This window comes from Parasynechococcus marenigrum WH 8102 (assembly GCF_000195975.1).
Lineage (GTDB): Bacteria > Cyanobacteriota > Cyanobacteriia > PCC-6307 > Cyanobiaceae > Parasynechococcus > Parasynechococcus marisnigri.
Genome location: NC_005070.1, coordinates 1,084,138 through 1,097,241, shown reverse-complemented (window position 1 = coordinate 1,097,241; position 13,104 = coordinate 1,084,138). Strand labels below are relative to the sequence as shown.

The 13,104-nt window shown below is 58.4% G+C and carries 14 protein-coding genes; 3 read left to right on the top strand and 11 right to left on the bottom strand.

The annotated features are described in order from the left end of the window. Nucleotides 1-87: 87 nt before the first annotated feature. From TX72_RS05520 to TX72_RS14380, 3 genes are all read right to left on the bottom strand, one after another. The gene (locus TX72_RS05520; protein WP_158305725.1) at nucleotides 88-996 is read right to left on the bottom strand and encodes a phage major capsid protein; all 909 of its coding nucleotides are present in this window, start codon (nucleotides 994-996) and stop codon (nucleotides 88-90) included. A 747-nt stretch (nucleotides 997-1,743) separates the two neighbouring features. After that, complete coding sequence (locus tag TX72_RS05515; RefSeq protein ID WP_042503391.1) at nucleotides 1,744-1,956, bottom strand: hypothetical protein; 213 nt, start codon at nucleotides 1,954-1,956, stop codon at nucleotides 1,744-1,746. An 82-nt stretch (nucleotides 1,957-2,038) separates the two neighbouring features. After that, nucleotides 2,039-2,209, bottom strand: a complete 171-nt coding sequence (locus tag TX72_RS14380) for a hypothetical protein (RefSeq protein WP_173358487.1) — start codon at nucleotides 2,207-2,209, stop codon at nucleotides 2,039-2,041. Between the two features lie 354 nt (nucleotides 2,210-2,563). Here TX72_RS14380 and TX72_RS14135 point away from each other — a divergent pair, with 354 nt between their 5' ends. Continuing rightward, nucleotides 2,564-2,722 carry a hypothetical protein gene (locus tag TX72_RS14135; protein WP_158305724.1) on the top strand — a complete coding sequence of 53 codons (159 nt, stop codon included), beginning with the start codon at nucleotides 2,564-2,566 and terminating at the stop codon, nucleotides 2,720-2,722. 178 nt (nucleotides 2,723-2,900) lie between these two features. Here the strand turns inward: TX72_RS14135 and TX72_RS05505 are convergent, their stop codons facing one another. Further along, on the bottom strand, nucleotides 2,901-4,292 hold the full coding sequence (locus tag TX72_RS05505; RefSeq protein ID WP_158305723.1) for a VapE domain-containing protein: 1,392 nt from the start codon (nucleotides 4,290-4,292) through the stop codon (nucleotides 2,901-2,903). Between the two features lie 216 nt (nucleotides 4,293-4,508). Here TX72_RS05505 and TX72_RS14130 point away from each other — a divergent pair, with 216 nt between their 5' ends. After that, nucleotides 4,509-4,733 carry a hypothetical protein gene (locus TX72_RS14130; protein WP_158305722.1) on the top strand — a complete coding sequence of 75 codons (225 nt, stop codon included), beginning with the start codon at nucleotides 4,509-4,511 and terminating at the stop codon, nucleotides 4,731-4,733. Nucleotides 4,734-5,182: 449 nt separating this feature from the next. On the opposite strand, the gene TX72_RS14835 is transcribed toward TX72_RS14130, so the two are convergent. From TX72_RS14835 to TX72_RS05485, 5 genes are all read right to left on the bottom strand, one after another. Next, nucleotides 5,183-5,305 carry a hypothetical protein gene (locus TX72_RS14835; RefSeq protein WP_263969721.1) on the bottom strand — a complete coding sequence of 41 codons (123 nt, stop codon included), beginning with the start codon at nucleotides 5,303-5,305 and terminating at the stop codon, nucleotides 5,183-5,185. Between the two features lie 137 nt (nucleotides 5,306-5,442). Next, nucleotides 5,443-5,661, bottom strand: a complete 219-nt coding sequence (locus tag TX72_RS05500; RefSeq protein ID WP_042503382.1) for a hypothetical protein — start codon at nucleotides 5,659-5,661, stop codon at nucleotides 5,443-5,445. Continuing rightward, nucleotides 5,651-5,845, bottom strand: a complete 195-nt coding sequence (locus tag TX72_RS05495; RefSeq protein WP_148228776.1) for a hypothetical protein — start codon at nucleotides 5,843-5,845, stop codon at nucleotides 5,651-5,653. Before TX72_RS05495 ends, TX72_RS05500 begins: the two co-directional genes overlap by 11 nt. Before the next feature lie 51 nt (nucleotides 5,846-5,896). Next, nucleotides 5,897-8,434 carry a peptidase U32 family protein gene (locus tag TX72_RS05490; protein WP_011127964.1) on the bottom strand — a complete coding sequence of 846 codons (2,538 nt, stop codon included), beginning with the start codon at nucleotides 8,432-8,434 and terminating at the stop codon, nucleotides 5,897-5,899. Further along, complete coding sequence (locus TX72_RS05485) at nucleotides 8,431-9,183, bottom strand: M15 family metallopeptidase (RefSeq protein ID WP_011127963.1); 753 nt, start codon at nucleotides 9,181-9,183, stop codon at nucleotides 8,431-8,433. The genes TX72_RS05490 and TX72_RS05485 overlap by 4 nt, the downstream gene beginning before the upstream one ends. A 109-nt stretch (nucleotides 9,184-9,292) precedes the next feature. Between TX72_RS05485 and chlP the strand changes: the two genes are divergently transcribed. Continuing rightward, nucleotides 9,293-10,645, top strand: a complete 1,353-nt coding sequence (gene chlP / locus TX72_RS05480) for a geranylgeranyl reductase (protein ID WP_011127962.1) — start codon at nucleotides 9,293-9,295, stop codon at nucleotides 10,643-10,645. Between the two features lie 21 nt (nucleotides 10,646-10,666). On the opposite strand, the gene TX72_RS05475 is transcribed toward chlP, so the two are convergent. After that, a complete protein-coding gene (locus TX72_RS05475; protein ID WP_042503380.1) occupies nucleotides 10,667-10,861 on the bottom strand; it encodes a hypothetical protein in 195 nt (64 codons plus the stop codon). Nucleotides 10,862-10,919: 58 nt separating this feature from the next. Further along, nucleotides 10,920-13,082 (bottom strand): glycine--tRNA ligase subunit beta, encoded by a 2,163-nt coding sequence (gene glyS / locus TX72_RS05470; RefSeq protein ID WP_011127961.1) that lies wholly within the window; start codon nucleotides 13,080-13,082, stop codon nucleotides 10,920-10,922. Nucleotides 13,083-13,104: the final 22 nt, after the last annotated feature.

The following is a 13,104-nucleotide window of genomic DNA, read 5'->3' as shown; positions in this document are numbered from 1 at the left end:
TTAGGGCGGGACCGGCTCCTCAACAACCGGCCCCTGTTGGAAGCGCAAACTCCAGACGCTCCCTGTGATGGGCCTTCGACCCTGCCGTTAAGCAGAACCCACCACAACGGAGCTTTGATGCGAGCAAACGAAGTCCGCTGCGTTCAGGATTTGTGTGTGCGTGACACCACTGACGGCTCCTCGGAAGGGATCCACGACGACTTGCGCACTGCCGAAGTAGACGAGACGGCTGTAACTCGGATCCAGTGCGATCACCTTGTCCTCGGTGACATTGCTTGTGATGAATACCGGCAGGCCGTGAATCTTCAGGTCACTCAGCACCAACGCGCCACTGCTGGCATCCACGCGGGTCTTCATCAGATCAGCGGCAGTGCTCGGGTGCATCAGGAACACCACCTTGCTCAGGTCCACATCGGCATCACCGAGCTTCTCCAGCATTGATGCCAGTTCATCGCTGGTGGGAGTTGCAGAGGCAAAGGTCTGGCTGAGCGCATCAGGCAGGTTGAGCAGGCCAAGCGGTTGAGAGTTGCTGCCAGTGCCTTGAATCGCTCCCTTCTCGATCAGTCCGGCAACAGCACGGCCGACTTCCTGCAGAACTGACCCTTCAACGTCAGGGACGAGCACCTTCAGGCGGCGGCTGAAAGACAGGCGGGCACTGGCGAGCTTCGGGCTGGCATCCACGCTGGTGCTTGTGGTGGTGAGTGCGGTGTAGTCAGCACCTTCTGCAATCCATCCGGCATCGGCCTTGGCAAAGCGCGGGATGGTCAGGTTCTCTCCGCCGGTTTCAATCCGCTCAACACCGGCACGCTCCAAGACGGTCACAGGCCGGACGCTGTCTGCGACTTTCTGCACCGACGTGGCAACCAAGTCACCACCGCTGCTGGCAGTGCCTGTGATCAGATCGCGCAGCATCCTTTGGGTTGGGATGAATGCCGCGTTCTCCTGCTTCTTCTGGATGCTGTGCTGGCCGTAGAACTTCTCAGCCTGCAGTGACAAGTTTTGCTCCCAAGTGGCCTGTTCGTCTGGGACTTGTGAGCTGAGTGAGCTGAGCAGTGCGTTGAAGCTATATGGCCGCTTCTTGGTGATGGTGTGGTTCATTGATTGCCTCGCGTGTTTATATCATCACGGCCGATAGAATGAAATCAACTAACTTGTTCCAAGGTGTTCCAATCAGATTGGGTGAAAGCGTCAGAAATGCGACGGCAACTGCGGTTAGGCCGAACGACGCAATGGCGGCTGATGAAGGAAGGCTATTTCAAGGGTGGAGTGCACTACTACCGTTCTGGTGCAACGTCTCGCGGGCATCTGCGCTTTAACTTGCCCGCTTGTGAAATAGCATTGCTGCTATACACACAGCGATAAATTAAGGGCATGAGTTTTGTCTACTGATGCCTCAGCAATTCGCCTCTCATCAGCCTGATGATGACTTCCAATGCGGCCTAACCCTGCTGACGATGCCCTGAGTAGTGCGCAGGCGAAGCGGTACTGGCAGGCCGTACGAGAGAAACAATGCGCAGACCATTCCACCGTGATATCGTCTGCTGTTGACCACTAATTTGATTAGCTTGGCTAATATATAGTGCTAGCCAATTTAGGCCCAACTTATCTGACGCTAAATAATGAAGGCGGCCCGAAATTACCCGTACGCACTTCACAGAAAGGACCCATTAAAGAGTCCACCATTGAAGACCTCTTTCAAGGCTTATGCGATCCAGCCAATCTACGAAGAGTTCAGCTTTAACCTCAGTTAAAACCGAATTTTTTTGAGGCAACAAACTCCATTTCTTTCCGGAGCTGCAACATCGCCTCGCGAGCAAAGGCTTTCTCATTCTGCTGTGCAGTTATTATTTGTCTAGTTAGTGCGCGAAGCTTTTCTATATCTTCGCAGGCATCAATCTCGCGAAATGCAGCTTCGAGATGAAATCTCTGCTCTACAGAAAGATGGTAGTTTGTCATGAGAAAGATGGTAGGTAAAGGCCTGATGATTAGTCAGACCAAGAGCTGTTTGAATTTCAATAAGCTGATCCAAAAAACCAAATTAGCCAGCTACAGCGGAAATGCTGTAAGGAGCTTCAGGGAAGCTTGTGGGCATTGGATCGAGCTTGCCCTGTGCCAATGCTTTGGCACGGAAATACATCTGGCTTGATGTGGCACCAGCTGCTTCCATCGCTTTCGCGACGAGATCCCAGTTGCGAACTTCGGTAGACATTTAGGTTGATTGAAATGACTCACTAACGATCGCCAGGTTTGGAAGTACAGCGTGAGTGAGAAAACCGAACCTCAACCGAACAACAAACAACTTTGTGCGGCAGAAGTTATTGAAGCCTTCACTGGTACAGGGCTGCTGTGAAAGATCAGGAGCTGACTAACTAACGGGCGTGTTTCAGCAGCAGAAGCTCTCCATAGAAGAGAGCCATAGCGCCAACGATGGCCACGCACAGGGTGGTGGTGAGAAAAACTTCGTGGAACATCTGTTCCTCCTTATATATGACCTTGGTCTAGGACAAATGGTCAGTATCTGTAGCTCTTGTTCAAAGTCTGAATGGAGTAAAAACCGGCCACCATGTCCGTTCAACACAAAGGAAAAGTCATCCCAATCCTGATCGTCGGCGACGTAGGCGATTGCGGGGAGGCATACGTTGCCGGTGGGCTGAAGCGCATCCCGAAGGAGCACGTCCTGGTGAATCTTGCCTCCACGTGGAGGAGGAGGCTCGGCGGCTGAAAGGTGAGCCCTGTCCACCTGTCCATACTGTCCAACCCTTTTTCCCAAGACTTCCCAATAGTGCGTTTCTACGCCTTTTTTTCTTCTCCTACGAGTCTTCAGAGATAGGTATGGACAGCTTGGACAGCTAGTCGTAGTAGTGGGTTTGCCTTGGCCACAACGTTGGACGTGTCCATGGTCATGGGTTGGACAGGTCAGTGCGGAAGAACTTCCGAGGCCGTTTCTGTCCAAACTTGTCCGCGGGTCCACGCTTCATGTCCAACCCTGTCCGCGCCATGTCCACTTTGATGTCCTTCTTCAGGCGGTCGGTCAGAGGCACGTTCAGCTTGTCGGACACGTACAGATAGACCTGTTGCGGGTCGTAGTAATCGCGACCTGAGTTTTCAGCCAGGAACTGCTGAACAGCACCTTCGGTCAGGGTGTCGGCGGTGAAGTCTCGGTTCAGCTCTTCAATGAGCTGCTCATCTTCATCATTCAAATACGTCAGCGCACCCTGCCTGTAAGCGTCCAGCGCGGCCTTCCAGATTCCATCTCTGATCTGGCTGAGCTGATGGGTGCTGATTTTCTGCTGCCTTTCCAGCTCAACGGGGATGATCAGCCAGCGTCGTTCCCCGGTGTCGTCGTGCAAGAAGTCATTCCGGTTACAGGTGCCGACAAACACGCTGGGCCTTGGTGCTGATTCGGACTTGGCGGCATAAGGAGCGCGGAAGTGATCGCACTGCGTCGTGACGAAGTTCTTGATCTGCCCGGCCCTGTAACTACCGGTGATGTTGTCCAGTTCGCCCAGCTCCAGTCCCCAGCTCTGGTGAACGACCAGGAGGCCGTCCTTGTCATCCAGCCGTCCCCGGAAGGTCGTGAAGTATTCCCCGAACAACGCCTGCCAGAAGCTGGTCTTCCGAATGCCTTGCTTCCCTTGCAGCACGGTGCAGGTGTCGAACTTGCAGCCGGGCTCCATGACTCTGGCCACTGCACCGATCAAGGTGATGAACACCATGCGGTCGTAAATGGTCGGCGCATCGCTGCTGTCAGCAGGACGCAGAAACGTGGAGGCCAACCTTGTGATGTCTTGTGGCACGACGGCTTCAAGGCCGTTCAAGTAGTCGCGGACTGGGTGAAAGCTGAAACGTTCGGCTGATGTGCGCAGTGCATCCCGCGCTGATTGCTTGCTGCAGTTGTATCCCCTTTGCTGAAAACGGATGTAGGCGTTCTCGGCTTCTGTGCTGCTGAGCCGTTGGCCATCAATCTCAATCTCCATGGTGAGGAGGTTGAAGCGGATCCGGTCCCCAGGAATGTCGCTGAGGAGCTGTTCCAACATCCCGGCGTTAGCGGGTGTGAGTCGGCCCTTCTCTGTCCAGCCATCCGTGATCTCACTGATCAGTTCAGACAGGACTCCTTGGGTAGGCGCTGGGATGGAGCGGGTGATCGGTGCATGGATCTTGAAGGTGCTGAAAGGTCCGATCGCATTGACGCCATCCCCGACCATCGCCCAGGTGACGCCATCACGTTCCACCGTCTCGCCCTTACTGATTTCGGGTGGTGACCAGCGGGTCCCGTGATGGCAGAGCACCATGTCGCCATTGGCATTGATGCGGCAGTCAGGTTCAGTTCTTTCGCAGATCGGGCAGGGAATGCAATCGCGCCAGTCGCCTTTATCTGACTGCCCACTACTGCTCTGTCTCTGCCTAGTGATCTGGATCAGCAGCTTGATCAGCTCACGCCAGGGCTCTGTCGGTGAATCAATCTCGGCCGGGCTGCCTTCCCAGACGTACTGCCCACCCGACGTTTTGTGATCACCAAGAACGACGCACTGACCAGTGGACCAAAACAGCTCAAGCTGCTCGCCTGCACCTGTGCTGTGAACTGTCTTACCTATGTCGGAGAGTTCTTCTTCCAGCTCCTGATCATTGATCTGAAACGCGACCTTCAGGCGATCGTCTGCTGTAGTGCGCCGGATGATCCAGCCAGCATCTTTCAGATCACACCGGTGTTCCTGGCAGAACGTGAGCGCTGATGCTCCGTCGATGTCAATGAAAAGCAGATTGTCACTATCAGGTCCTGGCCTGACTCCAACGCATTTCACCTTCCCGTTCATCGCCAGGATGTCGTCCGGTGTGAAGGAGGCGTCTGGCCAATTGTTTAAGTGCTTCCCAGTTACCTGATCAATCGGTGCTTTGCCTTTTTCGCCTGCACCACACGGCAACAAAGCGAAGCCTTGAAGCTCAGGAAGTTTCTCTCGCCACGACATCACATCTGTCCCATTGTCGTTAGAAGCAGCAACAGCCGATCAACCGCAAGAGAGGCGTGCGGTGAGCAATCAGGGTGCTTGTCAATCCAGTCCTCGATCTCGCTGTAAATGGAAGCAATTAGGACGGAAAATCCAGCATCAGAGCGTCTCATGGGTAAAATTCCATTGGTCGGATTGGTGAAGGGTTGGCTTGTCAGGGCGGCCCTTCATTTTTCTCAGCCGTCATCAAGAAGCATTGCGGCGAGGCCGTTCTGCATCAGGAGGCGAATCGCTTCTGACTTGCTGCAGTTGTGGTCAACGCAGAATTTGTTGACTTCAGCAAGTAGGGCGTCAGACAAATATGTCGCCGTAATGTGCGGATACTTGCAACGCGGCTTGAATTTCATAAGATCCAAAATTTTGTCTTATAAGTCCATTTTGAGAGACGAATTAAAAGTGTCAACAATGGGCGAGAATTACCCGCCTGTATGATGATTCAATCGTCTTCCCTTATCGCCTTAACAAGCACTGCGCACATGAGTGCATCAGCTTCAAATACCACCTTCTGCGCTGCAACACGAACTTCAGCAAGATTGCTGAGTGCTGTCGGGTAATCGCAGTCGGAATAAAGCGCTTCCGCGATGTCAATGTTGTCTTCCTGCAGAAGCTCACGAACAGAAGCTCTTAGCGGGCGGGTGTAGAGATCAGCGCTCATCGCTCGCCTCCAGCTCGTCCAGCTCGGCCAGTCCCTTGCGAAGCAGGGCACGCACCAGGGCAGCGCGGGGCAGGGTGCCGCTGGGTTGAAGCCGGGCACAGTGGTGATCAAGGCGTGGCTCCACGTCAGAAGCGACTTTGACGCTGAGAACCGATGTCAGTGGTTGTTCCAGTTGAAGTTCCATGAGCTGAAGTCCGTCGGACATACGGAGCGTGCCGACCCTTGAGACTCATGTCTACGACTGGCGTTTGCCCTTGCGCCCTACGGTGCTCGGCTCATTACGCCCAGTTGTTACTTTCAGGCTCCCGCGGGTCACGCCGAGTTGGTGATGGATCTGTTCCTGACTCCACACGTCCCGTGATGCACGACGGCCCAGAAGCGCATCGGCGTAAAGCCTGACCCGACGCTGCGTCGACGCAGCATCCTCATCCAACAGCTCGAGGCGGACCTGACGGATGCCGATCTCGAGCAGTGCCGGCAGACCCTCCACACCGGTTTGTGCCGTGCCGTTGAACAGGGTGTTGCGACAGCCGAGATCGGCCCGCAATGGATGCTCAACGCCGCTGCGATCCCTGAGCGTGACGGTGTGTTGTTCACAAGGGCGACCGCAATCGGTGTGGTCATGACCATCCGAGAGAAAGGCGCAGAACACGCAGTGGTCCATGTGAAACAGGGGCATGTGTTGATGGAGGGTCACCTCGATGCGTGAGGGGTCTACGCCAGCGGCCAGATCCAGTAGCTGCTGCAGGTTGAGGTCGTAGCTGGCCGTCACCCGCTCCAACCCCCAGTGCTCCAGATACCAGCGGACGCTGAGGGGGTTGGCCGTATTTAGAGAAAAGTCACCGACGCAGGGAGCCAAGGGGGTGAGGCGTTCCAATTGATCGGCATTGCGCACCACATAGCCGTCCGGACGGGCTCGGATCAACGGTTCCAGGCTCCAGGACTCATTGGGCCGGGTGATACGGGCTCCCGCCAGCCAGATCCCATCGGGCCAATGACCACGACCGATGGCCACCGCTTCCCTCAGATCACGGGGCTGCTCCAGATCGGCCACCACGGACGCAATCGGCAGGTTGGTGAGTGGAATCAGGGCCTCCAGCTGCGCCAGGCTCCGCACCAGCACGACGAGTCCGGTCTGATCCGTTGAGGACTGGGGCGAGGTCTCTGGCAACAGCTGCCTCAAAACGGACGGCACATCCACCGCGGAGCTCTGCAGGGGCCCTTGGGATGACGCGAGGGCTGGTGGCTGCTGTAGCTGCTCCAGGAGCTCCCGGCGCATCCGATTCAGCTCGGCCACTGGCAGAAACAGATCCCCTTCCAGGTCCAGTTCCAGCCGTTCTAGAAAGCAGCCGCTGCCCCCGAGCCGTCCCAGCTGCTCCTCCAGACGATGGCGATCGAGAGCGCGTTGCTGGGCCGCCTGCAAGGGCATGCGGCTGGAGATTCGCGTTCCTCCCTCAATTGTTTCCAGCACCAGTGGCTGCTCCAGACGGCCCCGCACCCGAAGCTGCAGCCCGATGGATTGGCTGGCAGTCGGACGCTGGGCAGCCCGCTGCCAGTGGCTGTCCCAGGAGGGATCACTGGTGAGCCAGACCGACGCACCGGCCGTGAGATCGCGGAGGTTGAGACGACCCGGGCCAAGTTTCAGGCGCAGGCGCTCGCGGCCGAGCCGTTCCACCACCATCACGCGTCCCCCAACCTCCTCCGGAGGCTGAAGAGGCGATGTGGACCGTCGTTCCAACACCAAGCCCTGGCCAGGTCGCAAGGACTCCCGGCTGCGGATCTGCAGCCAGCCACTGCGATCCACCTGCAAGAGCTGCCCCACCAATGGACCGCGCTTCTTGCTCCAACGGCCGTGGACCAGGCAGCGGTGGTTCATCCCTTGCAACCATCCGGTGGATAACCCCCGTGAAAAAGCAAGCTCCAACTGGCGCTGGGGGTCGTCCTGTTCCGCGGGGTTGAGGCCCCGATCGAGACCACGGCGGTAGGCATCCGTGACGGCCGCCACGTAGCTCGGGTCCTTCAGCCGCCCTTCGATCTTGAGGCTGGCGATGCCGATCCGCTGCAGCTCGGGCAGCACAGGCCAGGCCGAAAGATCCTGAGGCGACAGCAGGTAGCGCTGATCACCCAGGGGTCGTGGAACGCCATCGACGATCAATTCATAGGGGAGCCGGCAGGCCTGAGCACATTCACCGCGGTTGGCACTGCGCTGCCCCAGGGACTCACTGGTCAGGCACTGACCGGAATAAGCCACACACAAAGCACCGTGAATGAAGACTTCAAGGGGCATGGCCAGATGCCTGGCCTGCAACTGCCCCTGCAAGCGCTCAAGATCCGTCAGCGCAAGCTCCCGGGCCAAAACGACCCGTTCACAGCCCAATGCGGCCGCCTGCGCCACACCAGCGGCACTGGTGATCGACATCTGCGTGGAGCCATGCAGCGCAAGATCCGGCACCAGGGTTCGAGCCAGACAACAAAGACCCACGTCCTGAACGATCAGCGCATCCACCCCGGCGGCCTGCGCCGCAAGCAGCAACGCAGCAGCACGTTCCAGCTCATCGCTGAACACGAGCACGTTGAAGGTGAGGAACCCCCGTACCTGGCGCTCATGCAGCCAGGTCATCACCTCCCCCAGTTCTTCGATGCGGAAGTTCTCAGCCCGCTGGCGGGCATTGAAGGCATCAACACCGAAATAAACAGCATCGGCACCGTTGGCGACGGCGGCCTTGAGGCAGTCCCAGTCACCGGCTGGGGATAGCAGCTCAGGAATGGTCAAAGGCGTCGAGAGGTGAAGCGTCGGGCTGCCTCAAACTGACGCAATGCCTCGGCCGTGCCTTGAAAGCGCCAATGCCAGGGCTCATACATCACCCCCTGCTGATTCCCCCTGGGAAACGAAAGAATGAAGTGGTAGCGCGCAGCGTTGTCCTGAAGCCAGCGAAAAGCTCTGGTCTGCTCAAAGCTCTGAGAAAGATTGGTCTCGGGTGCCTCTCCATCACCAAGATCGATCGCATAGCCAGTGCTGTGCTCGGAGTACCCGGGTGGTGCCGAAACCTGCGCCCGTTCCTCCGCCGTCTGGTTCCGTTCCGAGGCGATGTCGAAAAAGATCGACTCCTGCAACGCCAGGGAGCGATAACCGCTTAAGAGACGAAGATCGACGCCCTCAGCCAGGCCGGCCTGCAACATCGCGTCCAGAGCATTCGCTGCATCCAGGTGAAGCACAATGCCGGGCTCGAAGCTGACGAGCTGATCAAGGGGAACTTCTTCGTAGGGGAAATGCCCCAACAATCGCCCGTCCTCGTCGGGACGCTGCCGGAACCCCTCAATTCCCAACGACTGCGCCGGTTGCACCGGTGCTGTGCGGTTGGTCCCTAACAGCACCGTTACACCGCCGGCAACCACCGCCACAACAGCGACCAGGCCGACAAGGGAACCCGATCCACGACGTCGCTGCCGGGCTGCTCCGGCCCGACGGGCAACGGGAATGTCTCCGCTTGGATGGCGTCGCGCGGAGGAGGCCCGGGCCACTGGGCTGATGCGTGTTGTTTCGATCGTAAGGGCGGGTGCCAGGGGGGGCCCACGTTGGCTATCAACTGAGTGGTAGCTTCAAAAAACAATCCAGCGGAGTTGGGCTGAGATGTTGCGTGTTGCGGTTATCGGCGGCGGTCCTAGCGGATCCTGCGCTGCCGAAATTCTTGCCAAAGCTGGAATCCAAACCTGGCTGTTTGAACGCAAGCTGGACAACGCCAAGCCCTGTGGTGGTGCGATTCCTCTTTGCATGGTCGAGGAATTTGACCTGCCGGACGACATCATCGACCGCAAGGTCCGCAACATGAAGATGATTTCCCCTTCCAATCGGGAGGTGGACATCAAACTCGATCCCCTTGGTTACGACGACAACGCCTACATCGGCATGTGCCGTCGTGAGGTGTTTGACGCCTACCTGCGCAACCGTGCCGCTGACCTTGGCACCACGCTGGTGAATGGACTGGTTCAGAAAATCGACACCGGCAGCAACCGCCAGGGTCCGTACACGCTTCATTACGCCGACTACAGCGGCGGTGGACCAACCGGTGACCAGAAAACCCTCGACGTGGATCTGATCATCGGCGCCGATGGGGCCAACTCCCGGGTCGCCAAGGCCATGGATGCCGGTGACTACAACGTGGCCATCGCCTTCCAGGAGCGGATCAAACTGCCGGCTGAGGAGATGACCTACTACGAAGATCTGGCCGAGATGTATGTCGGCACCGACGTTTCACCAGACTTCTACGCCTGGGTCTTCCCCAAATACGACCACGTGGCCGTGGGCACCGGCACCATGCAGCAGAACCAGAGCCTGATCAAAGGTCTGCAGAAGGGCATTCGGGAGCGGGCGAACAAGCGCCTGTTCAAAGGCGAAGTGATCAAGGTCGAAGCCCATCCGATCCCCGAGCACCCCCGTCCCCGCCGTGTGGTGGGACGGATGGCTCTTGTGGGTGACGCCGCCGGCTACGTCACCAAGAGTTCCGGTGAGGGCATTTATTTCGCCGCCAAGAGTGGACGGATGTGCGCGGAGGCCATCGTTGAGATCTCCAAGAACGGCACGGTGATTCCCACCGAGAAGCAAATCAAATCCACCTATCTCAAGCGGTGGGACCGCAAGTACGGGGCTACGTACGCCGTTCTCGACATCCTTCAGCGCATCTTTTACCGCAACGACGCAGCTCGGGAGGCCTTCGTCGAAATGTGCGACGACAGGGACGTTCAGAAGCTCACCTTCGACAGCTACCTCTACAAGCGCGTGGTGCTGATGAACCCTTGGCAGCAGATGAAGCTGACGCTCCGCACCCTCGGCAGCCTGCTGCGCGGTGAAGCGCTGGCACCGTCGAACTACACCCCCGTGCCATCAGCGGTGGGTCGCTCCGATGGAGACTTCCTGGCTGAAGAAGCCGTTCAGGCCGTCAAGGCTCAGGCCAAACGCGAAGACAAAAAAGCCACCGTCAGCTGACGGTGGCCCTGCCCGGCTCGATCACTGACGCTCTGCGGCCGCCTTGCTGGCGGCATCTTTGATCCGCTCGATGCCTTCTTCCAGATTGCGACTGGGAGCCCTTTCCTTGCGGGTAGAGGTCAAGACATTGATCGCGTAAATCGCTGCAGCCGCAATGATCAGTGCTGCGACGATAGTGCCGAGACCATTTTCACCATGCTTGATCTCGTCAGGCATGGGGATTGCGCATACCCGCACTGAGTAGCTCGACACATTCAGGCTGACTCAAACATTGTCAGATCTGGATCAGATCGAACCGTGCCAGCACGCCAGCTTGATTGCGCAGCACCCCAAGAAGATTGAGCCTGTTCCGGCGCAGTTCGGGGTCATCAGCCATCACCATCACGCTGTCATCGCCATCGAAGAAGGCTTCCAGCACTGGGGTGGCCTGCACCAATGCCTCAGCTAGCTCGCGATAGCGGCGTCCTGAGGCAAGGGGCTCGAGCTGCACGAGCACCTCGTACATCGCCGTTTCACTGGGAGACTCAAACCGCTCGGGTGACACCACCGCCGACACCGTGAGATCGGTCTCAACCAGATCACCCTTCTCCGCCAGCCGCGCAGCCCTCTGAACCACGGCCATCAATCCCGGCAACGCCTTCGATTGACGCAGAGCATTCAGCAGGTCGAGCCGCTCGCGTACATCCATGGGGTCAGCCAGCAACCGCTCCGTCGCCACCGACTCTGCGGAGACCGCCTGGACAAGATCCGGAACAAAGCCCTCGTCCTCCAACTGGGAAACAATCCGCTGCCGCAGCAGCTGGCAAAGATCCTGGTGGAGTGCTGAGCTGTCGATGGCGAACTCCGGGAACAAAGCAGCCCAGTCCTCCACCGCTGAGCCCAGGAAGCGGCTCAGATCGAGCCTCCAGCCACGGTCCCAGACGATCTGCAACAGGCCATTGCCAGCGCGCCGCAGGGCATAGGGATCCGATGAACCGCTGGGACGTTCACCCTTGGCAAAGATGCTTAACAGCAATTCCAGGCGTTCCGCCAGCGCCACCACGGCACCCGCATCACTGCTGGGGAGCTGATCACCTGCGCCGCGCGGCAGATAGTGCTCCACCACCGCCAGGGCGACCTCCGTTGGCTCCCCCTCCTCAAGCAAGTATTTGCCACCCATGAGTCCCTGAAGCTCAGGAAACTCACCAACCATCTGGCTTACAAGATCGTGCTTGCAGAAATGGGCAGCTCGGATGGCCGCCTCCCCTTGATGCGCATCCAGGTTGAGCTGGTCCACCAACTGACGGGCAGTGCGCTCGATCCGCTGGCAACGATCGAGCAGGCTGCCCAGCCCCTCGGCGAAGGTGACCCGATCCAGAGCCTCTCGACGCGCACTGCTGGGCTGACGTCGGTCCACGGAGAGGAAGAACTCCGCATCCGCCAACCGAGCAGCGAGAACCCGTTCATTGCCTCGGGTGATCAGTGCATCCGCGGCCTCAAGACCATTGCCCACAAGCAGAAAGTCCCGTTGGAGAACCACCGTGGCCTCCAGTTGCAGCGGATCCGGTGTGACCTCGGGAACCTTCAGCGGCACATAGCGCTGATGGGCCTGCATCACGGTGATGATCACTTCCGGTGGCAGTGACAGAAACCGCTCAGCGATGGATCCCTGCAGCAGCCGCGGTGATTCAACGAGATCCACAAGCTCTTCAAACAGAGACTCGGGGCAATCCGGAAGACCGTTCAGCTGATCGGCTGAAGCATCGAGCTGAGATCGAATCAGGGCAGCCCGTTGCTGGCGATCAACGATCACGCCAGCCGCTGCGAGGGTGTCGTCGTAATCCTCTGCGGTGTCGATCGGCAGAGGTTGATCACCATGCAGGCGATGGCCGCGACTGAAGCGATCACTGCGAACCGGCGGATCCGCACCGGGGATCTCCACCGGGATCAGATCGACACCCTTCAGGGCCAGCAGCCAGCGAATCGGTCGGCTGAAGCGTTGGCTTCCCGTTCCCCAGCGCATGAAGCGTCTGCCCTGAAGACCATTGATCCAGGCGGGGATGAGCTCCTGCAGCAGGTCAACGCTGTTCTGCCCCTCGGTCCGCACGCTTGCGAACACACATTCGCCCTTGGGGGTATTGCGCACCTCGAGCTGCGACGGATCCACACCGCAGCGTTTGGAAAAGCCGATCGCAGCCGGCCCCGGAACTCCATCCTTGAAGGCCTGGGCGATCGGAGGCCCCTTTTGATCTTCTTCGAGGTCCGGTTGGCGATCCGCCAAACCATGCACCCGTACCACCAAGCGACGGGGTGTGCCCAACACCTGAACTGACTTGTGATCGAGACGGCTATCCAGCAGATCACGACCCACACGATCCTGCAGTTGATCAAGGGCCTGACGGGCGAAATCGGCCGGTAATTCCTCCGTGCCGATCTCCAGAAGAAAGGTTGAAGTCACGCCGCCAACATTGCCGTTTGCG

Bases quoted from the DNA above. Each gene is read 5' to 3' on its own strand.
- TX72_RS05515 (WP_042503391.1), bottom strand. From the start codon at position 1,956: ATGACAAACTACCATCTTTCTGTAGAGCAGAGATTTCATCTCGAAGCT.
- TX72_RS14380 (WP_173358487.1), bottom strand. From the start codon at position 2,209: ATGTCTACCGAAGTTCGCAACTGGGATCTCGTCGCGAAAGCGATGGAA.
- TX72_RS14135 (WP_158305724.1), top strand. From the start codon at position 2,564: ATGTCCGTTCAACACAAAGGAAAAGTCATCCCAATCCTGATCGTCGGC.
- TX72_RS05505 (WP_158305723.1), bottom strand. From the start codon at position 4,292: ATGGTGCTCTGCCATCACGGGACCCGCTGGTCACCACCCGAAATCAGT.
- TX72_RS05500 (WP_042503382.1), bottom strand. From the start codon at position 5,661: ATGAGCGCTGATCTCTACACCCGCCCGCTAAGAGCTTCTGTTCGTGAG.
- TX72_RS05495 (WP_148228776.1), bottom strand. From the start codon at position 5,845: ATGGAACTTCAACTGGAACAACCACTGACATCGGTTCTCAGCGTCAAA.
- chlP (WP_011127962.1), top strand. From the start codon at position 9,293: ATGTTGCGTGTTGCGGTTATCGGCGGCGGTCCTAGCGGATCCTGCGCT.
- TX72_RS05475 (WP_042503380.1), bottom strand. From the start codon at position 10,861: ATGCCTGACGAGATCAAGCATGGTGAAAATGGTCTCGGCACTATCGTC.